Annotated in this window: 19 protein-coding genes; 14 read left to right on the top strand and 5 right to left on the bottom strand. The window is 45.4% G+C overall.

The genetic code is table 11. The annotated features are described in order from the left end of the window. Positions 1-185 precede the first annotated feature (185 nt). On the top strand, positions 186-1,157 hold the full coding sequence (locus tag C170_RS28730; protein ID WP_036617058.1) for a helix-turn-helix transcriptional regulator: 972 nt from the start codon (positions 186-188) through the stop codon (positions 1,155-1,157). Between the two features lie 42 nt (positions 1,158-1,199). Beyond that, positions 1,200-1,562, top strand: coding sequence for an HIRAN domain-containing protein (locus C170_RS28735; RefSeq protein WP_047844030.1), 363 nt, complete (start codon positions 1,200-1,202; stop codon positions 1,560-1,562). 20 nt (positions 1,563-1,582) lie between these two features. On the opposite strand, the gene C170_RS28740 is transcribed toward C170_RS28735, so the two are convergent. After that, on the bottom strand, positions 1,583-2,686 hold the full coding sequence (locus C170_RS28740) for a glycosyltransferase family 4 protein (protein ID WP_036617060.1): 1,104 nt from the start codon (positions 2,684-2,686) through the stop codon (positions 1,583-1,585). 215 nt (positions 2,687-2,901) lie between these two features. Here C170_RS28740 and C170_RS28745 point away from each other — a divergent pair, with 215 nt between their 5' ends. The 6 genes from C170_RS28745 (at position 2,902) to msrA (ending at position 8,999) form a co-directional block, all read left to right on the top strand. Beyond that, on the top strand, positions 2,902-3,213 hold the full coding sequence (locus tag C170_RS28745) for a DUF3817 domain-containing protein (RefSeq protein WP_036617062.1): 312 nt from the start codon (positions 2,902-2,904) through the stop codon (positions 3,211-3,213). Positions 3,214-3,490: 277 nt separating this feature from the next. Beyond that, positions 3,491-4,309 carry a TerC family protein gene (locus C170_RS28750; RefSeq protein ID WP_036617064.1) on the top strand — a complete coding sequence of 273 codons (819 nt, stop codon included), beginning with the start codon at positions 3,491-3,493 and terminating at the stop codon, positions 4,307-4,309. 502 nt (positions 4,310-4,811) lie between these two features. Continuing rightward, positions 4,812-6,275: an RtcB family protein gene (locus tag C170_RS28755; RefSeq protein WP_036617067.1), complete on the top strand. Its 1,464-nt coding sequence runs from the start codon at positions 4,812-4,814 to the stop codon at positions 6,273-6,275. Continuing rightward, positions 6,275-7,579: an AAA family ATPase gene (locus tag C170_RS28760; RefSeq protein WP_036617070.1), complete on the top strand. Its 1,305-nt coding sequence runs from the start codon at positions 6,275-6,277 to the stop codon at positions 7,577-7,579. Before C170_RS28755 ends, C170_RS28760 begins: the two co-directional genes overlap by 1 nt. A 309-nt stretch (positions 7,580-7,888) precedes the next feature. Next, positions 7,889-8,146 (top strand): GlsB/YeaQ/YmgE family stress response membrane protein, encoded by a 258-nt coding sequence (locus tag C170_RS28765; RefSeq protein ID WP_017686880.1) that lies wholly within the window; start codon positions 7,889-7,891, stop codon positions 8,144-8,146. 337 nt (positions 8,147-8,483) lie between these two features. Continuing rightward, complete coding sequence (gene msrA, locus C170_RS28770; RefSeq protein ID WP_036617072.1) at positions 8,484-8,999, top strand: peptide-methionine (S)-S-oxide reductase MsrA; 516 nt, start codon at positions 8,484-8,486, stop codon at positions 8,997-8,999. A gap of 80 nt (positions 9,000-9,079) precedes the next feature. On the opposite strand, the gene C170_RS28775 is transcribed toward msrA, so the two are convergent. Next, entirely contained in the window at positions 9,080-10,351 is a 1,272-nt protein-coding gene (locus C170_RS28775) for a PQQ-binding-like beta-propeller repeat protein (protein WP_036617075.1), read from the bottom strand. Positions 10,352-10,613: 262 nt separating this feature from the next. On the opposite strand from C170_RS28775, the gene C170_RS28780 reads away from it, so the two are divergent. The 3 genes from C170_RS28780 to C170_RS28790 all read left to right on the top strand — a co-directional run bounded on the left by C170_RS28780 (position 10,614) and on the right by C170_RS28790 (position 12,925). Beyond that, positions 10,614-11,210: a restriction endonuclease gene (locus tag C170_RS28780; protein ID WP_036617077.1), complete on the top strand. Its 597-nt coding sequence runs from the start codon at positions 10,614-10,616 to the stop codon at positions 11,208-11,210. Positions 11,211-11,329: 119 nt separating this feature from the next. Further along, positions 11,330-11,557 (top strand): hypothetical protein, encoded by a 228-nt coding sequence (locus C170_RS28785; RefSeq protein ID WP_036617079.1) that lies wholly within the window; start codon positions 11,330-11,332, stop codon positions 11,555-11,557. Between the two features lie 120 nt (positions 11,558-11,677). Beyond that, positions 11,678-12,925, top strand: coding sequence for a DNA glycosylase AlkZ-like family protein (locus C170_RS28790; protein WP_235200856.1), 1,248 nt, complete (start codon positions 11,678-11,680; stop codon positions 12,923-12,925). 188 nt (positions 12,926-13,113) lie between these two features. Here C170_RS28790 and fabV read toward each other — a convergent pair whose 3' ends face one another. Next, on the bottom strand, positions 13,114-14,307 hold the full coding sequence (gene fabV / locus C170_RS28795) for an enoyl-ACP reductase FabV (RefSeq protein WP_036617082.1): 1,194 nt from the start codon (positions 14,305-14,307) through the stop codon (positions 13,114-13,116). 203 nt (positions 14,308-14,510) lie between these two features. Here fabV and C170_RS28800 point away from each other — a divergent pair, with 203 nt between their 5' ends. The 3 genes from C170_RS28800 to C170_RS28810 all read left to right on the top strand — a co-directional run bounded on the left by C170_RS28800 (position 14,511) and on the right by C170_RS28810 (position 17,609). Next, a complete protein-coding gene (locus C170_RS28800; protein WP_036617085.1) occupies positions 14,511-15,791 on the top strand; it encodes a hypothetical protein in 1,281 nt (426 codons plus the stop codon). A 495-nt stretch (positions 15,792-16,286) separates the two neighbouring features. Then, positions 16,287-16,703 (top strand): hypothetical protein, encoded by a 417-nt coding sequence (locus tag C170_RS28805; RefSeq protein WP_036617087.1) that lies wholly within the window; start codon positions 16,287-16,289, stop codon positions 16,701-16,703. A 111-nt stretch (positions 16,704-16,814) separates the two neighbouring features. Next, positions 16,815-17,609, top strand: a complete 795-nt coding sequence (locus tag C170_RS28810; protein ID WP_036617520.1) for a hypothetical protein — start codon at positions 16,815-16,817, stop codon at positions 17,607-17,609. A gap of 98 nt (positions 17,610-17,707) precedes the next feature. On the opposite strand, the gene C170_RS28815 is transcribed toward C170_RS28810, so the two are convergent. Then, positions 17,708-18,523, bottom strand: a complete 816-nt coding sequence (locus C170_RS28815) for a class I SAM-dependent methyltransferase (RefSeq protein ID WP_036617089.1) — start codon at positions 18,521-18,523, stop codon at positions 17,708-17,710. Positions 18,524-18,596: 73 nt separating this feature from the next. Next, positions 18,597-19,538 (bottom strand): helix-turn-helix transcriptional regulator, encoded by a 942-nt coding sequence (locus C170_RS28820; RefSeq protein ID WP_036617090.1) that lies wholly within the window; start codon positions 19,536-19,538, stop codon positions 18,597-18,599. Positions 19,539-19,544 lie beyond the last annotated feature (6 nt).

A 19,544-nucleotide genomic window follows, 5' to 3' on the forward strand; every position in this document is an offset into this window, starting at 1 on the left:
TAAGGTCTTTTGGGTTAATGTTTTACGCAAGCGAGTAAGAGAATGTATATTAAAAGGGGGTAAGAGTGCAATTGGACTATACAAAAATGGTGAAATTGCGAAAATAATATTGGGACTAAAGATTTAGTTCTGTACTAAAGGAACTAGTTTTCCTTGCCGATAAAATATCGAAGGGGAGAAACTACATGACAGAGAAATTAATTCGTCTGCTGCGTATACTTCAGGCTATACAAGCAAATCCTGGAATTTCGGCCAAGGAATTGGCGCTGAAATGCGGTACGACTGTACGCACGATTTATCGTGATCTCCGGATTTTGGATAGGGTCGCCCCGATTATGAATGAAGGATACGGCAAAGGTTACCGATTTATTGGTGAGTTTGCGATGTATCCATTAGATTTTACTGAACAGGAAGCAATGGTTTTCTCCTTGCTCCCGTCCGTAGTTGATACCTCCAAGTTACCTGCTGAGTTTGATTCAGCGTTTGACAAGGTCATGTCGGCTCATACCAAATTAAAATCAAGAAACAGTGACATTGTAGAGAATATTGCGGGAATTATTCGGATGGGCACGCCAGCTTATCGTGAGGAAGGAAAAGACCCTAATTTGCTGATTCCCATCATCGAAGCGATTCTAAGCCAGCAAACCATTCGTACTCAATATCATACGCTGACAAGAAATGAGATCACAGTCCGGGATATCGATCCCTATTATCTCATTCCACGTGATCAACGTTTTTATTTGATTGGATACTGCCATTTGCTGCAAAAAGTTCGATTGTTTCGGATCAGCCGTTTTTTGGATGTGACACGAACAAATGCCGGTTTCGACAAGGGTGATTTCAACATAACACAGTACATGAAGAACACATGGTCTATTGACCGTGGCGACGAAAATATCCATTTCAAGGTAAGATTCTCTGAGAAAGTGGCCCCCTACATAAAAGAAGAAGAAATGTTTGTTCGCCCGCGAATGACGAATATGTCGGATGGGGGATTGTTATTTGAAGTGACACTGAATAGCAGCAGAGAATTTTTGAAATGGTTGTATCAATTTGGGCCCGAGGCAGAGGTACTTGAACCTCGTGAGTTTCGTAGAGAGATACGCAGGCAACTTGTCGAGTGGTTGGAACATTATGAAACCGATGTATCATTGTAAAAATTTTAATCATGGAGAAATACAGGAAAAGGAGCAGGTAATATGAGCACCAAATTATTCGCAGCTATGTATGGAATGGATCACTACCATGGAGTACAGGCTTTACATGTGGGGGATACCGTGTATCTCGTCAAAGATCCAGATAATCGTTTGGATCATCAAGCAATTAAGGTTGTTATTCCCCCGATTGGAGCCGTAGGTTATATCGTTAATGATCCCCTGATCGTACCTCATGGATGTTGGGCCGGGACGGCATTCTACGATGTATTTCATCAACTCACGTGTGCCAAAGTACGATTCATGATGAGAGATATGGTGATTATGGAGTTAATTGAGATGAGTCACATTCCTGTTCCGCAGATGGATTCTTTGATTAAGGGATGGCAATTTCGTGAAAAAGCTTGATCATCGTAACAAAAGAAGGCTCATTTACGGATGAGCCTGGTATAGGTCGCTTCCAGATGCATGGCTGTTCTTGCCCAACTGAAATATGCCCTTGCGCTGTCTCGGCCAGCCTTTCCTAACTTCTCGGCAAAAGTGGGATTGCTTGCAAGTTTGTACAGGTAAGAGGTGAAACGTTGAGGACGCTTATAAGCGGTGACAAGGTATCCATTGATTCCTGATTCAATAATCTCACGGATACCTCCGTTATCCGAAGCAATAACGGGTAATCCTGAAGCCATCGCCTCAACATTAACCAGGCCAAAAGCTTCATGTTCTTGAGACGGACAGACCAGACAATCCACTGCCCGATACAACTGATCGATATGCTCATGGTTTATCTGACCACGGAAGGAAACATGGACCTTTTGTTTATGGGCAAGCTCGCGAAGTTTACGCATGTAATACGGAGGTCCTTTGCCTGCAATAATCAGTTGAACAGGCATCTGTTGCTGAAGGAGGGCAGTCGCACGAATTAATACGTCTACACCTTTTCCAGGGATCAGCCTGCCGACATACAGAATAGAGAATGGTTTAGTTACTCCAAATTGTGTACGCAGATGAATCTGTTCTTCGCTGGATTCAACAGGCCTGAAGCGGCTTAGATCTGCACCCAATGGAACAACACTCATCCGGTGTTTTACCAACGGAAATCTGCGGCCTAACCTTTGTCGCAGGGAATGACTGTTGACGGCAATCCAATCAGCTTTTCTCATTAATGTGAGTTTGGAAGGCCCGGGCTGAGCAAACGTTAATGAGTGAAGATAGAGTACAACGGGAGTGCGTGGAAAAGCTCGTTTGATGGTAGCCATACTTCGTGGCCTGTTATCCACTTGAATTACATCGTAGGGTTGTTGGGATAACAAACGTATGACTGCTTTGGTGTACATGACAGGACTCGACGCAGGGACGCGTTGAATGGTGATCCCATCGATCTGTTCTGTGGCGGCGAGACCTTGCATTTGACGACTTATAATGGTCACCTGATGGCGTTGGGCTAGTTCACGAGCGATGCCCAGGATACAGATTTCCACGGAACCATTACCGGGCAAAGGCAATTTCTCGGGTGCAACCATAGCTATTTTCATGATCTGGCTCCTCCTTGTCCGACATCTGTAACAATCTTCGTCATATATCTTATGAGAAGTTGAAGCATTTGGCTCCTGCGAAATGGTAGGTGAGCCAACCATATAAGCGTGCAGGAATAATCTGCTACATGGCATTAAGCGAGATATTCAGCTTTTGTGATATACTGTACGGGAACAATTGAATTCGTTACATGTATAAAAGCAGGAGGAAAATAATGTTACATTCTACGCTGGGGCGCTTCCGGCTGATGTTGTGGTTGCAGGGCATTTCGTACGTGTTGTTACTGTTTGTTGCTTTTCCGTTGAGAGATGCCGGGGTTATGCCGCAGGCTGTCACATGGTTTGGGAATCTGTACGGTTTTTTGTTTTTAATGTATTTGTTATTTATGGTGACTATGTACACCTCACAGAAATGGCGTCTGCGTCGTCCAATTGCTCTGTTCTTTGTTTCTTTCATTCCACTGGGGAATATGATCTACGATGTTGTCGTATTCCGTAAGTTGTATCGGCAACTAAATAAAGCTTGACTTTATTTAACGTTATGAAATATGATGAGTACAGGTTAAACAACCCGTTCCAACTAAAACTACATATTCCTGTTAAAGGGGAGTAGCTTTTACAGTAAAGTCGTCAGTTCGGGATTATATCCCCGGCTTTATTGGCAGCAATTTTGTTGTTAGCGAGACCTTTACCAAGTTTTCATGCTCGGTAAAGGTCTCTTTTTGTGGATATAAAAGGACCTTACCAGTGATGGTAAAGGTCCTTTTTTTTGTACATCATAAGAATATTAAGGAGGAGTCAATTTTGGATGTTTCATTATTATTAGAATATGGGTGGGTGCTTGCTGTCTTAGTGGTCCTTGAAGGATTACTCGCAGCAGATAATGCATTGGTACTTGCAATCATGGTTAAACACTTGCCTGAAGATAAGCGCAAAAAAGCGTTGTTCTATGGTCTGATGGGTGCATTTGTTTTCCGTTTAGGTTCGTTGTTCCTGATCTCTTTCCTCGTCGATGTATGGCAGGTGCAGGCGATCGGTGCCCTGTATCTCCTGTATATTTCGATTAACCACATCGTTAAAAAGATACTGGGTAGTCGTAATAAAACAGATGAAGCAGCTGATTCAACGCCGAAGAAACCGAAAAAACAATCCGGTTTCTGGATGACCGTTTTCAAGGTCGAAGTAGCGGATATCGCATTTGCAGTTGATTCCATTCTGGCTGCTGTTGCTTTGGCCGTGGCGTTGCCACCAAGTGGATTGCCTCCAATTGGCGGACTCGACGGTGGACAGTTTATCGTTATCTTCCTCGGTGGATTCATCGGGCTTGTGATCATGCGTTTTGCAGCCTCATACTTTGTGAAATTGCTTCATTCCCGTCCAGGACTTGAAGTTGCGGCCTTTGTAATTGTAGGTTGGGTAGGGGTTAAGCTGGCGGTTATTACACTCGCACACCCTTCATTGGGTGTTCTGGATGAGCATTTCCCGGAAAATAAAATTTGGAAATTCGGATTCTATATTGTACTGATCACCATTGCGGTATGTGGTTGGTTCCTGTCTTCCAAAGTTCCTGAAAAAGAAGACGAAAATCCGGTTGAAGAGTTGGAAAAACAAGCAGGACTGTAATAATCATGTTACGCTAACAACATCATTATTATTTGGAAAACAGGAGATTGTCCTAGGACAATCTCCTGTTTTTGTTTACATATGCAATCTACACCATTATCCAATTTCCAAGAAAAGGGTTGACACATGAATTCTAGTCCCCTTAATATAAGACTAACATTAACGAAGGGAGGCCGAGAGACATGATGCTTGGTTATGATTTGATTCAAACAGGGCGCAACGTAGACATAATAGCATATCCGGCTCATCGTTTCATTGGCCTCATACGGTCGACATAGGGGATAGGCATATCGTTTAGCGAGTTTTATAATCGATATGCGTTCTTCGCTTATATTATAGCGATGGATGACAGACACACAGCATGTTTATGCTGTTCTGTCCTCCGTTATTGTCATTCAGTAGAAGTCATGGGCGATCAGCCTATGGCTTTTTTTAGTTTTATTTTACAGATGAATCAGCAAACCGAATTTGCTGAACGTACAGGAAGGAATAATACACTTTTATGAATACAGAATTTAATTTATTTACCAATCCAAACGAATTAACAGGTGCCTACCGGCATGAAGTAAAATTGCCTGCAGGTGATCTAACCGTATATGCGGCGCAACGGCTCTTCTCCTCGCTTGATTACAAGGTATTCGAGATGGCAAACAATAATCTGCAGATTCCGGGAATCTCTTATATGAGTTATACGCCAGACGTACACGTCGGTGTAGGTACGTGCATTGGAACGACAGCCGTGTGGGATGCGCAGAGCGGATATGTTTCTCCCTCCATCGTGGGCAGTGACATCGGCTGTGGCATGCGAGTGCATATGACAAACTTACACAAGGACGAATTGAAAGACATCAAGCTTCGCCGCAAACTCGTCAAGGCCATTGAGAAAGTATTGCCGATGGAGGCGAACCAGCGAGGTCATTACTCGGATATCAGACTGGAGCATATTGTTCGTAAAGGACTGCATGGTTTACCCAAAAAGTATATTCCGGACAGCTATACACCGAAAAAATCAACCGCGATGACACATGTGGAAAGCAGCAAGTTCAGTTACGATGAGGACGTGTTAAACCACGTTCCTGATATGACATGGCATCGTTCGCATCGTCAGCTCGGAACACTGGGTGGGGGGAATCATTTTGCCGAGATCCAGGCGATTGAGATCGCTGAAGAGAATCGTGAAATCGCCGAAGCTTGGGGATTGTATGATGGACAGGTCGTGGTCATGATTCACTCCGGCTCTCGTGCATGGGGTGGGTATGTAAGCCAGACAAGTTCGTCAGCGATTGCCAAAGTTATGCAGCGGCTTAACCTGGGTACATCCGATCCCAGACTGGTATTTGCTCCACTTGAGCATGCGGAAGGTCGTCATTATGTGAACATGATGTATTCTGCATTGAATTACGCTGTTGTCAATCGTCACCTGATTGCGTATGCTATTCGCGAAGCATTCCGGGATGTGTTTGGCTCCAAATGTGAATTTCGTACGTTATACGATCTGATGCACAACTATGCCTGGGAGGAATCTCACGCAGACCAAGGTTCCGTTTTTGTACATCGCAAAGGGGCGACACGTGCGTTGCCGGCAGGTCATCCGGACAATCCCAAGCCCTATCTGGCAACAGGGCATCCGGCGCTTATTCCCGGTTCCATGGGAACTGCTTCATATATCATGGTAGGTCAACCGCAGGGTGCTGATAATTATTATTCAATATGTCACGGTGCGGGTAGGATCCGTTCACGGACGGCAACAAAACGATTGATTAACGTGGAAGATTTTGCTACGGCACTGGGTGTGGGTACAGAAGATGAGATCGTGGTAAATCAACGCTCACTTGAATCCATTATTGATGAATCACCTCAGGCTTATAAAAATGTAGATGAAATTATAGACAGTGTTACCGGCGCAGGCCTGGCTCAAGTTGTAGCCAAATGCAAACCGCTTGTAGCGGTAAAGGGAGCGAAATAATGACAATAAACGAAAAACAAACAGATCCAACCCAGGCGATCTATACCTATGACGAACAACATGATACCCGAATTCGAGTGGAAGGGTACGCCATCTATTCAAGGCTGATTCGTGGAATCAGTGAGGCGCTCCATCAGCGCTATGGGGTTGAGTACAAGCTTTATGCCAGTTCTGACCCGAACAATGAATACTGGGAGTTACTCCGGGAAGATCTGCAAAATGGCAGTGACGAAGTGGAACTGGTAGCCCGCATATTCGAGGATCTGGAACTTCAGACCTTGCATTACGACGATGATGGAGATGTGCCTACTTATGGTGTGCATTACTCCATTCGCAACAACGTATTTGCTTATCCGAAATGGGGCGTAGCACTTGTGCGGGTTCCATTTTTCCGAGAGAACGGGATCTACAGTGAAGACTTTGTCTTTGCCATCGGTGATGAGGAGATGAAGCAATTTCTGGGAAGTGTCCGGGAACGGGAACGTCAGCAAAATATGAAAAAAGTAACGGTCTACACCGATGCCCGTAATGGCAGCGATCGTCATGTGGAATCCATCACTCGCTCCGTGGGAAGAGAGGATGTTGTTCTTTCGGCACAGATCAAGCAGGATATTTTCCGCTCGCTGGATCAGTTTTTCGAAGCGGATCGTTCTTTTTACAGAGATTATGATATCCCGTACAAACGGGGAATTTTATTGTATGGGCATCCGGGGAATGGTAAGACCACGTTGGTGAAATCCATTGCGGGAAGTATCCCGGGACCGGCTGCGTATTGGCAGATTACGGAGTATACCAACAGTGAATCTGTGCGTGAAGTGTTCGAGGCTGCCAAGCGGTTGGCACCGATGGTACTGATCATTGAGGACATCGATTCGATGCCGGATGAAGTCCGTTCCTTTTTCCTGAATACATTGGATGGAGCTACGTCAAAAGAAGGAATTTTCCTGATTGGGACAACGAATTATCCGGAGAAAATAGATCCTGGCCTCATGAACCGTGCTGGGCGGTTTGACCGAGCTTACGAAATTCCGCTGCCAGATGAAGCGCTGCGCCTGCAATACTTGCGCCAACGAGGCTTCACCGTATTTGCGGGTGAAGAAGGTACAGTAGAAGCAGCTCGTCTGACCGACACGTTTTCTCTTGCACAGCTAGGTGAGTTGTATGTGAGCGCTGCGCTGGAATGGCATCAGAATGGACAGACAGACATTGTGAAAGTCATTCAGTCGATGCGTGGCGAGCTGGACAAGAGCCATAAACATACTTGGCTGGCGCAGCCAGGTAAGGGCCGTGCAGGCTTTTATTGATCAGACCTAACCCATCCATCCTATAATATGACGCAATTTTATAAATAATCCTACCTCATTTGGTGATACTAACCTTGTCTGCTCTAACATACAATGACTTTCGGGAGGTACATAACGCAGCTCTGAGCTGGTGAGATGCCGGAAAGTAACGCGATCTGTTTCAATACCTGACTAAGGCTTGTTTTGGAGAGAGAGATGCATGGGGACAATAGGTAATATGCAAAAATTTTTATGCCAATTGTTTAAATGCTTCTGTAGCGGTTAATAGTAGACAGACAACAACAAAAACTTTAATTAGAGGTGAATGATATGGGTTGGTTATGGTCATTAATTATCGGTGGTATCATTGGATGGTTGGCAGGTTTGATCGTTGGTCGTGACATTCCAGGTGGTGTTATTGGTAACATCATTGCTGGTTTTATCGGTGGATGGTTAGGTGGAGTAATCTTGGGCGATATGGGTCCTGAGATGGGCGGATTCTACATTGTGCCTGCATTGATCGGTGCGATCGTTCTTGTAGCCATCGTAAGCTTGATCTTCCGTTCGATGGGACGTAGTCGCGGGTAACTAAATCAAGATAATTTCTTGAATTAGTTGTCAGCTAAATGTTTTACCAATGAAGAGGTTGATTGAGAGCCATAACCATGGCTTTCAATCAACCTCTTGTTGTTTTAAAATATATAAAGATATGCGTAATAGCTATCTATATAAATTGGACTAAGCATTTACACGAGAACGTAGAGGACAGAAATAACCTGAAGAAGCGGAGCGTTCGCCTTTATCACCAGATTTTCTCCTTGTAAAGCCAAATGTAAAAAATCTGGGGATAACAGCGATCAGAAGGTTGTTCTGTCATCGGAGTGGTAAGTGTAAAAGGTAGTTTAGATAAGAGGGGATGAACGGAATGGAAAAAGCTACATTCGCCGGCGGATGTTTCTGGTGTATGGTTACACCGTTTGAAGAACAACCGGGCATTCATGGCATTATATCGGGTTATGCTGGCGGTCACATCGAGAATCCAACATATGAGCAGGTCAAAACCGGAGAGACCGGTCATGTCGAAGTGGTTGAAATTACATTTGATCCAGATGTATTCCCTTATGAACGACTGCTGGAGCTATACTGGCCGCAGATTGATCCGACAGATGACGGAGGTCAGTTCCAGGATCGGGGGACACAGTATCGTACGGCAATCTTTGTGCATAATGAACGTCAACGTGAGCTTGCTGAACAGTCCAAACAGGAACTGGCAGCCAGCGGACGATTCACTCAACCGATTGTTACGGAAATTCGGGATGCAGCTATATTCTATCCGGCTGAAGACTATCATCAGGATTACCACAAGAAAAACGAAAAACATTATAAGGAAGACCGTGCGTTATCCGGACGGGACGAATTTATAGACGAGAATTGGAAATAGGATGATATTCTAATTTGCCAATGTAATAAGCCGGGAGAGCTCCTTATGGAACTCTCCCGGCTTATTATTAAATCGAGTATTTATTTTGCAGAATTGGACTTCAGTACATATTTGGACAATGTCTCATCGTTCAAGGAATAGATGACATCATCGACATAGGTTGAAACACCTTCTAATGAAGGAACCGAGGCACTGGTCGTGTAGATATGCACGTCTTCCAGCGTCTGTGGATCAAGAATGTATCCTGTTTTGGCAAAATCAAGCTGATACTGACCATCCTGTGTCTGGTCAACACGCATAAGTGCAGGCTGTGCATCCTTGAATGTACGCTCAGTCACTTTGCCTTTCATCGTGTACAGTTCCAGCTTCTGCCCTGTAAAGACTGTATAACCGTTGCCAGCCGTCTGAATGTAGGCATCACCAGCAATGGCACGTCCCCAAGCAAGCTTACCATCGGTGCCAAAGCCCATCAGTCGGTTACCGGTGTTCTCAAAATTGGCGCGCATAATGATGGAACCATCGTCGAGAATGGCCAGCGATTCACCGCCTCCATCTCCTAATGTATTTGCATTGGCAGGGAATTGGTAGAAGGACAGACGATTCAACGTACGATCATAGATCTCTACTTTGGGATTCGCAGCTTGCTGCCAGAAGTTTCCTACCTTGGTTTGTTTACTGGCATCCACTACAATTCGACCATGGTCAGCCTTAAGCACGTTACCGTTGATGGTCTTTTCGGTAATCAGCTTGCCTTTTTTGTCATATAACGAGATGGCGGAGCGAATCGAACTATTTGATTGCACGCCCTGACTTGAAGCAACCATCAGCGTATCGTTATCCAATAGGGATATGCTTGCAGGTGAATTCACCGTTTTGACCCAGTTGGTTTTACCGGATGTATTAAATGAGTACAATTTTTTGGTTTTGTCTGAATATTCCATATACACATAAGCCGTACCGTTGCTGGCATATACCGAATCAGAGTAGGTGGTATAAGGACCACTTTTCTCATGGAATATCGTATTCCACTTCAATTGTCCAGTTGTCGCATCGAATGCTTGGAGAGAGTCCAGTTGCCAGTCGAGTGTTGTTTTGCTGCTTGTTTTGGTCACGGGCTGGGAGGCATGTACATATACAAGATTTTTGGATGGCACGGCATGAATTCCCTTGATCAGGACATCTTTCTCTGTATTAGCCTCAGATAACATCAGGGAAGATGACGTCCACGCCGGTTTGGGCATGGATTCGGTTGAAGCAGCGGCGTAACCTGTTGTATTCATGGTGAAGAGGAGCATGCCGCTGAGAATGAGGGCAGCCCATGTTTTGGACTTGTGTTTGGTCAATGTATGCAAGTGATAAACCACCTTTCTTCTTCGGTTCAAAATAGAACCGATTGTTGAATTTTACCATTAAAGTCAAGCTGAATTCAACCGAACGCACTGTAACCTTTTATCATTGGTTTGTCGAAATGACTATGTTTGGTGAAGTATAACGGTTACAAGGAATTCATCTTCTTTCGATGAAGGTGGAAGTCTGATATATTTAGTGCGGTGACAAGCCGTATCTGCGTAAGACGTTGGATAGAACATAGGAAATGAAACAAGGAGAATAGCTATGAACTGGAGTGAAAATGTGACCCTATGGGTCATTGGATGTATCATTATATTGTTGCTGCTGGCCTGGATTATTCGGAGGGTTATCGGGCGCGGGCAGCGGATCAGAAGTGAAGCAAATCCTCGTAAGATCACAATAAAGGACATCGACAAGATGGAGGATGGTTCGGAATTTGAATTATATCTCTATCATTTATTCGAAGAGCTCGGGTACGATGAGGTGCATAAGACAACAAGCAGCCGGGATTTTGGGGCAGATCTGGTGTTTGTTGATAGACTCGGCAGACGAAGTGTGATACAAGCGAAGCGATATGGTGCGAACCATCCCGTAGGGTTGAGTGCTGTGCAGGAGATATATACATCGATGCGTTATTATGAAGCCGACCGGTCGATTGTATTAACGTCCGCCCGTTACACCGAAGCCTGTCGGACGCTTGCAGCGGTTAATGGAGTGAAGCTGCTGGACAGGGAAGACCTGATGGAATTAATTCTGTTATTCAAAGCCAGAAGAGTGGAAGAAGCATTGGAACTGATCGAAGAAGATGATCATGAACCAATCGAGACGTGGCAGTCCCGGCGAAAGCGGCAATCCCGCTAAGTACTTGGGTGGAAGCCTTTTTAATGATGTACATCTCATTCCAGTAGGAAGCACCTTCACTTGCGTAGCTGCACATGATATATTGAGTGTATATCAACCAAAGGAGTGTGTGATCCATTATGGCACGTACACAAACACAAAAAGCATTACGCAAAGCAGAGCGGTCAGGTCAATGGTGCTCGGAACAGAGCCGAAGAGTTAACGGAGATTATGGTGCGTTATCCCAGCATGTACGGCTCATGCCTACGAAGCAGGAAAAATTGCAAAAGGTCAAACACAAGAAGCAGATCATCCAAGATGGTGGTGCTTCTTTTTATTTTGTCCATAAGGAACGGATTGCTGGATAAGTAAGACATTGAATTCTTTCTTTGGTTGGAAAGTAATCATGTGGACTGTTAAAATCAAGGTATCTTGATAAATTGGACTATAAATCCGTGTATATTTAATGAAGGGAAGAACCAATACATATGACAACAGCGCTGCACATGAATAAAAAAATCGTTCGGCGTTTTTTGCTGCAAACGCAAGCTTTACTGGGACGTTGGCCCGCAGTTTCCTTACCTTCGGGACCCGACCAAGTTTTGAGTTTGATTCGCTCCCTTGGTTGCGTGCAGATCGATCCTGTGGCTGCTGTAACTGGAAACCAGCATTTGGTGCTGGGGGCTCGTGACCCTGGTTATACTGCTGACAGCTTAAATACACTGCTGAGTGATCACAAGGTGTTTGAATATTTTGCTAATGCTGCCTGTGTCATTCCAATGGAAGACTATGCTCTCTTTGAACCTGTGCGTGCTCGATTAAGGGAGCGTCTGGCTCCGTCCTTGCAAGGTCTGGAGAAAACAGTGCAGCATGTGTTACAGCGTTTGAAGGAAGAGGGACCTTTGCCTTCAAGAGCTTTTCGTGCTGTTGAAAGGGTAAGTGGTTATTGGGACAGTGCGGATGTGCCAAAGACAAAGGATACCACACTTGCTCTGAATCTACTGTTGGACTCCGCTGTCATTCGTGTGGTGGCGAGGCAGGGGAATGAACGTTATTTTCATATTACTGAATCCGAATTGCAACAACAGGGACTTCCGATGATAGATGACATCGATGTGTTGGCCCAGAGACAGGCTCTGCTGGATAAATACATTCATGCGTATCGTGTCGTAGATGCCCGTGATCCCCGTCTGGGTTGGCTGAAATCTACAGCGGCTGAACGACGCGCCGATATTGCTGCCCGTGTGTCAGATGGGCGAATGATCCCGCTTAAGGTGGAGGACGTGGCCACGCCTTATTATATCCGTGCTGAAGATGAGGATTTGCTGCTGCACATGGAAAGGGAAGAGCCACACTATGATCCGTCTGGCCCGGTACGTTTCCTGCCGCCGCTGGACAACCTGTTATGGAGAAGAGAACGTATTGTTGATTTATTTGATTTTCATTATAAATGGGAGATTTATACGCCAGAGGTGAAAAGAACCTACGGTTATTATGCCATGCCTATTCTTCACGGTGATCGGTTGATTGGACGTATGGACCCACGACTTGATCGCAAAACTGGAGTACTTACCGTTCGTTTGTTATCGATGGAGGAGACTGCTCCACCTGCGGAAGAATGGATTACGGATTTTCGGGAGGGGCTTCAATTCTTTGCGTCCATGCATGGAGCACGTTCCATTACTATCGAGAAGACGGTACCAAAAGAGTTGAAAAAGCTGCTTAAATCGATTTGATTAGGGGATATACGAAAGAATGTATGGATACGGAAATTGGAATTGTTGAGCGGATTTAAAAAGGACTAAAAAAGGAGGAGCCAGAGGGCCCCTCCTGCTTCATTTGATTTTAATATCATATCTCTAGCATTACATCAGAAGTGCTAACGAAAACAAAAACCTAGGTTCACGTCCACGCCAAAACTTCTTTAGTTCACCAGATGAGGCATTTCAACGTTGGGATCAACATCTGCTTCATAATCCACACCATCGGTTTCAAAACCAAACAGCTGGAAGAATTCGCGACGGTAACCTTCCAGATCGGACAGATCGTAGATGTTCTCTGTGGTCAACTCATTCCAGAGCTTCGCCACTTCTTCCTGAACGTCAGCTCTCATCTCCCAATCGTCAATGCGAATACGGCCTTCGGCATCGGTTGGAACTTCTCCTCCCGCATACAAGCGATCAGCGAACAGACGTTGCAATTGCTCGATGCATCCTTCATGCAAGCCTTTTTCTTTCATGACTTTGTACAATGCTGAGATGTACAGCGGCACGACTGGAATTGCAGAACTGGATTGAGTCACCAGCGCCTTGGCTACAGTTAAGTACGCACGTCCACCTTTTGCACTCAGACGATCATTCAGCTTGTGTGCAGTCGCTTCCAGATGATTCTTGGCTTGACCGATGGAACCATCACGATAAATGGCATGCGTAAGTTCAGGACCGATATAAGAGAAAGCGATGGTTGTTGCATCATCAGCAAGCACGCCGCCTTGTTGCAGGGCATCCATCCATAGTTCCCAATCATCTCCACCCATAACGGTTACCGTCTGACGAATTTCCTCTTCGTTTGCCGGTTCAAGGGTAACGGAGCTAATTTCGCCTGTGTGGAAGTTCACCGTTTTGTTCGTGTAGGATTGTCCGATAGGCTTCAGCACAGAGTTAAATACTTCACCCGTGTTCGGATCAGTACGGCGTGCCGAGGCTACGCTGTATACGACCAGATCGACTTGACCGAGTTCACTGCGGATCAGTTCAACGGCTTTGTCTCGTGTTTCGTTTGCAAATGCATCACCTGTAACGCTGTACGATTTCAGGCCTGCTTCCTCAGCGGCTTTTTCGAATGCAGCGGAGTTGTACCATCCTGCAGAAGCTGTACGTTTCTCTGTGGAACTGCTTGGACGATAAATGCCGACTGTATTCGCTCCAGCTCCAAAAGCAGAAACAACGCGTGACGCCAGACCGTATCCAGTGGAAGCACCGATCACGAGCACATTACGCGGTCCTTTCAGCTCAGGCTGGGATTTCACATAATCAATCTGTTCCTGCACTTGCGCAGCGCAACCTACAGGATGGGAAGTGGTACAAATAAAACCACGTGTTCTTGGTTTAATAATCATTTATTTGCATCCTTTCATATTCAGCTCATGTTTCAGCATTTCGATAAAATGCTCTTACACATACTTTCTTATTGTAAAACAATTACCTCGGAAACGGAAACCGTTTCGTTTGATTTCGCCGGAAGGGTGGCGTTATATCTCTAATTTTGCGATGATGTGAATAGAATGTACTCGCTTGTTAGGATAGAAAGGACAGGGATACCATGCTGAAGGAACGCATTGAACTGCTAAGCAAAAGAAAACAAATCTCCCGTAAAGACCTTGTGGAAGGTCTGGTCACGCAGGCCCACTTTGCCAATATCCTGGCGGATCGTTATCCGCTACCTGAGGACTTGGCAGAAGCCATCGCCGGGCGTCTTGGGGTATCCCCTACCTATATTCTAAAAGCTGCGGCTCAGGACGAGGATACAATTGAACGGGCAGAGGTCGTTTTTGAACAAATGTCTGTTCCAGCGTCGGCGATATCCGAAGATACGGTGCATGCACTGGCAGATCGGGATGACACGCTGACCGTTGAGCTGACAACGGCCTTGATGAAGGCGGTCTATTATCAGCAATTAAACGATGCAACGGCTCATGAGTATATACATACGTCCTACCTCAATTTTTACCTGGAGAAATACGGTCGTCCAGACGATATCGATTTGCCGCGCCCGTTAGTCAAAGCACTTTTATTCTATAAAATACAATATTATCGCTCCAAAATGGCTTTTGTGGATGTACTAACTCATGCAACCAGGCTCAGTGAGCTGGCGCTTCCTGGCAGTGAATTCTGGCTGTCTGTGCAAAATATCAAGATGGAAGCCTATATCCAGGTCAAACAGTATGAAGAGGCAAAACAGGTATTCGAGCTTACGATGCGTCATGTCTATGATCAGCGGATGTTCCATCGGTTGTCTGGATTATATGTGGCATATAGTGGTTATTGCTTCGCAATGGGGCTGGTTCAGGAAGCACTTTCGGCATTAACCATGGCGGAGGCAAACCTCGTGTATGCGGGCAATCAGGGAGATCTGGTGACGGCGATTGCCAACAATCGGATTGTCATGCTGACGATGACAGGTGAACTGGATCAGGCACAGACAGAGATTGAACGATTTGAATCGCTATTGCAGCAGGAAACGGAAGAAACTCAGCTCGCGATGCAGCCACTCGTCAGTGTGTATCGATGCGAAGTGGCTCTGGCACGGAAGAACTGGGGCGTGCTCGCGCAGAGTGTAGATCAACTCTTGAAATGTGCAACAACACAGGACCAGCAGATGAGCGCAACCTTCTACCAGAGCCATCTGGCTCTTGCACATGGAGATCGCGAAGTTTTCATGGAGCGGGCGCTTGCGTGTCTGCCTTATTTTGAATCCGCGCAGCATGTCATGCGGCTTGAACCGTTATATGAAGGGATGGCAGTAGTGTCTGAGGATCAACGTAAATACAAAGAAGCGGCGATGTATTATCGGAAGCTGGTCTATCTGTTACGCAAAAAATAGAGTGGAAATCGGCTTGAAAGAGCCTGATTATGGCATGATTTTGTGCATTGCCAAAGCACTTGGCACAAAATATGGCCGCCAATCGTGAAATGAAGATTGGATTAGCAGATCTTTTTTTGCGAAATTAGCATCATTCCTTACCCAAGAAACGATTATCCCGTAATTCAATTGCTGGATTTTTCGTTTTTTTTGTATGCCACCAGAAGGGTATTCAAGGACAAGCCGCGGTGTTTATAATTTAACTATAAATACGTGTTCAAAAAGTCTGGTTTTCAGTACCGAGAAGATGGAATGAAGGTAGAAATGGAGTAGCGGAGCGTAGGAAAACTACGTGAGCAACTAAAATGTTTCCGAAGGAAACATACTTCATAAGCATATGCTTATTCGGCTGAATTTCATATTCGATGCTGATGATGCCGCTAGGCATGATTCGTAATCAAAAGTGGACTTTTTGAACAACTTCTAAAAACAAATAAAACAAATGAGGTGCTGGATATGGGATGGTTCGGTAAAAAGAACAAACAGGAAGATACGATTGCTAAAGCGGATAAAATGATGAATAAAGGACTCACTGGCATGATGATGAAAGGTTTTGTATCAAAGGAACATCGTGAGGCCATCAACCAAAGTCTGGATTCGGCAAAGCAGGCACAGTTGGCGGCGAGTGGTTCTCTGCCTTTAACAGCTACGGCTACGGTGGTGACAATCACCGATACAGGCAAACTGATCAACTTTGATCCGATTGTTGTGCTTGTGTTGGATGTGACAGAAACGAATGGCAACCAGTATCAGCGAACATTAGAGACACTGGTGTCCAAAATGCAGATTCCACGAGTAGGTGATCGGGTGGGATTAGGTCAAAATCCAGCAAATCCCTCCGAACTGATCTACATGGGGCTTATGTCCATCTAGAAGGTATTTGGTTATAAGACAGTCATAATCTATTTATATAATGCTTATAACAACGCTAAATAGATATATTGATAGAGATATTAAGAGAAGGATTAAGAAAGGGTGGATCATATGGTAGGTTTCCTGAGATTCATTGGCGTATTAACTGTGTTCGGAGTGGGGTTCTCCCCATTTCTGGCACAGAAGATGTGGAATGATCCATTTATGATTATGCAGGCATGGTGGTACACTCCTGCGATTTTTGCCGGGTTTGCACTGATCTTTGTTCCTGTGATTTTGAGCAATATTTTTGGCGTAGGTCGAGTGAAGACAGGTTTACCAGCAGTTGGGGTCATTAAGACTATACAACAGACGGGGACGTATATTAATGAACAGCCTGAGGTTCGATTGGGTCTGACGGTGTCGCGTAAGGGGCGCGAGAAATACGATACCGAGATGAAAGCCGTCATTCCGCTGACCTCCATGGCACAGTTTCAGCCGGGCAGTTTCATTCCGTTAGTGGTCTCCGTGAAGGATGAGCGCAAGGTAGGGCTTGATCTGAAGGGGCAATTATCACAGGAGGATATGCAGCAATTGTTGGATGAAAAGATGGTACAGCAAGGGGTATCACCTGAAATGATGGATATTGCAAGAACAGGGGAAAAAGCGATGGCTAAGATCCTTGATGTCACTCCACTTGGAAGTGGAGGCAGCAACAAGATCAAGCTTCAGCTCAAACTCAGCATAACAAAGACGAACGGTGAAACCTTCAATGTGACAACGCAAAAAGAAATTTTGTCATCTGCGCTGACCCAGGTGCAGCAAGGTCATATCATTAATATCATCTATTCAAGACAAGACCCAACAAAATTGGTGTTGGCATTGAATGTACAGGAGCGACAATTAAGTGACTTATTCTCTTCCTGAGGATGTAGACAAAAGGAGGTCCTACAGATCATGTTTATGACGTGTAGGACCTCCTTTTTCATTTGGTATGTACGAGAGATGCAAGCAACGGGCGGTTTTCAAACAATACCAAGGCGCATGCGATAAGAAAAGAGTACTTTTCTGGATTCTCCGTCAAATACACGATTAGCCAGCGCTCTGAACTCGTCAGCAGCTGTTAATAGATCATCCGCTCCGAGTTTCAACGCCGTTTGCAGGCCGCCTTTGCTCAGGGCGAGATTGACATATCGATCGGCTGTGAATGTCTCGTGGTGATGAAATACGATTTCCCGGACATATCGGAACAACCCGGACTGCTGAATCTGCTGCAAATGCCCATCCTTGCTCCATTTGTGTGCCTGACTACCCTGGGGAGCCAGACTGGCTGCTCGTTGATCTGCTTCCTTATTCAGCTGCAGATAGGCTTGTTCTAACTGCCAGTCTAACATTGGCGGCCAGTCGCAATCGTAGGCTGCAAATATGCCCCCTGTACGAAGTACACGTGCAAACTCGCGTAGTGTGGGTTGCGGCTCCATCCAGTGAAACGATTGCGAGCAGGTCAGCACATCCACACTGCCATCTGGTAGTCCGAGGTCGTGAGACAAGCCGGATACAAACCGCAGGTTATCCGGCTTCCCGGCAGATTCCCACTTGGATTCAGCTACAGACCTCATGTCATCGCTGGGTTCAAAGCCGATGATACGTTCAGCTTGATTAAGCCAGATCCACGAGGATAAGCCGGTGCCACAACCAATATCTGCGACCATACGTGGAGTGCTGCCAAGATATGTCGTTAGAATATCCACCACTTCAGTGGGAGCAGCTGGTCGGTTCTGATCGTATAACGTACCAAAACCTTTGAAACGTTCCACATTGTTGCGTCTAATGTCTTGCATGGATAAACCTCCTTCGGTCAGATGGATGACGGAGAGACAGCTGTGATCAAAAGTTGTATAGGCCTATATTATATCATTCATTGTTGGGAAGTTTGTTCATGACGTTCTGCAAATGTTCAACGGCTTTGATATGACGTCTGAGCAATTCCTGTCCAACATGAACAGGCTCGATTACGGTCAGCTCGGAACCAAACGACAGCAGGAAGGAGTAGAGCCATTCCCCTACATTCAGTTCGAGAGAAACACGGAGCCTGCCATCAGGCTCTTTTTTAATGAGGGAGGGTTCGAAAAAATCATACACTCGGTATGCAATATTGCTGGAGAACGAGAGTGTAAGAGGAGTCAGGATAGGAGCTGTTTCTGATTTAGGGTCGTTTGATCCGGCAGTAACAGAGTGATCGTGTTTTCTCGCCAGAAAAGTCAACTGGGTGATCCGTTTCATCTTAAATGTCTCGAATTCTTTACGATCAGGATCATCATGAATGTAGCCTTTGAAGTACCATGTACTGTTTTTGAAAATAAGCTTCTGTGGCTCCACGGTCGGAATGCTCTTCTCACCATCCGAATTAACATAATGAAACGTAATCAGTTGATTCGTTAATATAGCCTGCTTCACCTGATTGAACAGTTCTCTCTCCTGCAGAGGGATGCTGCCCCATGGTGAGAAATTGAATTCGATCCAATCCAGCTTGTGATCAAAAAGGGCGGTTAACCGTTGCAGCATATGGGCACTGTTAAGATGGGGGATCGCACTGATGCTGTATAGTCCCATCAAAATTTCGTTCTGGTCTTCTTCCGACAACAGGGACTTGTCCATGACATAGTTGTCCATAAGATGAATACCGCCATGCTTGCCGGTCGTTGTATAGACGGGAATACCCGCAGCGCTCAGCCGGTCGATATCGCGATACACTGTGCGTACAGAAATCTCGAACATACGGGCGAGCTCTGGTGCAGTGGCTTTCTTTTTCTCCAATAACAAAAGCAACATTCGAAATAGTCGGTTATTTTCCATGCTCTG

The organism is Paenibacillus sp. FSL H7-689, from assembly GCF_000517905.1.
Classification (GTDB): Bacteria; Bacillota; Bacilli; order Paenibacillales; family Paenibacillaceae; genus Paenibacillus; species Paenibacillus amylolyticus.

What these genes read in the sequence shown, in the direction of transcription:
- C170_RS28740 (WP_036617060.1), bottom strand. Translation starts at nt 2,686, where the DNA reads ATGAAAATAGCTATGGTTGCACCCGAGAAATTGCCTTTGCCCGGTAAT.
- C170_RS28810 (WP_036617520.1), top strand. Translation starts at nt 16,815, where the DNA reads ATGGTAGGTTTCCTGAGATTCATTGGCGTATTAACTGTGTTCGGAGTG.
- C170_RS28745 (WP_036617062.1), top strand. Translation starts at nt 2,902, where the DNA reads ATGTTACATTCTACGCTGGGGCGCTTCCGGCTGATGTTGTGGTTGCAG.
- C170_RS28755 (WP_036617067.1), top strand. Translation starts at nt 4,812, where the DNA reads ATGAATACAGAATTTAATTTATTTACCAATCCAAACGAATTAACAGGT.
- C170_RS28780 (WP_036617077.1), top strand. Translation starts at nt 10,614, where the DNA reads ATGAACTGGAGTGAAAATGTGACCCTATGGGTCATTGGATGTATCATT.
- C170_RS28760 (WP_036617070.1), top strand. Translation starts at nt 6,275, where the DNA reads ATGACAATAAACGAAAAACAAACAGATCCAACCCAGGCGATCTATACC.
- C170_RS28805 (WP_036617087.1), top strand. Translation starts at nt 16,287, where the DNA reads ATGGGATGGTTCGGTAAAAAGAACAAACAGGAAGATACGATTGCTAAA.
- C170_RS28730 (WP_036617058.1), top strand. Translation starts at nt 186, where the DNA reads ATGACAGAGAAATTAATTCGTCTGCTGCGTATACTTCAGGCTATACAA.
- msrA (WP_036617072.1), top strand. Translation starts at nt 8,484, where the DNA reads ATGGAAAAAGCTACATTCGCCGGCGGATGTTTCTGGTGTATGGTTACA.
- C170_RS28785 (WP_036617079.1), top strand. Translation starts at nt 11,330, where the DNA reads ATGGCACGTACACAAACACAAAAAGCATTACGCAAAGCAGAGCGGTCA.
- fabV (WP_036617082.1), bottom strand. Translation starts at nt 14,307, where the DNA reads ATGATTATTAAACCAAGAACACGTGGTTTTATTTGTACCACTTCCCAT.
- C170_RS28820 (WP_036617090.1), bottom strand. Translation starts at nt 19,538, where the DNA reads ATGGAAAATAACCGACTATTTCGAATGTTGCTTTTGTTATTGGAGAAA.
- C170_RS28765 (WP_017686880.1), top strand. Translation starts at nt 7,889, where the DNA reads ATGGGTTGGTTATGGTCATTAATTATCGGTGGTATCATTGGATGGTTG.
- C170_RS28790 (WP_235200856.1), top strand. Translation starts at nt 11,678, where the DNA reads ATGACAACAGCGCTGCACATGAATAAAAAAATCGTTCGGCGTTTTTTG.
- C170_RS28800 (WP_036617085.1), top strand. Translation starts at nt 14,511, where the DNA reads ATGCTGAAGGAACGCATTGAACTGCTAAGCAAAAGAAAACAAATCTCC.
- C170_RS28735 (WP_047844030.1), top strand. Translation starts at nt 1,200, where the DNA reads ATGAGCACCAAATTATTCGCAGCTATGTATGGAATGGATCACTACCAT.
- C170_RS28815 (WP_036617089.1), bottom strand. Translation starts at nt 18,523, where the DNA reads ATGCAAGACATTAGACGCAACAATGTGGAACGTTTCAAAGGTTTTGGT.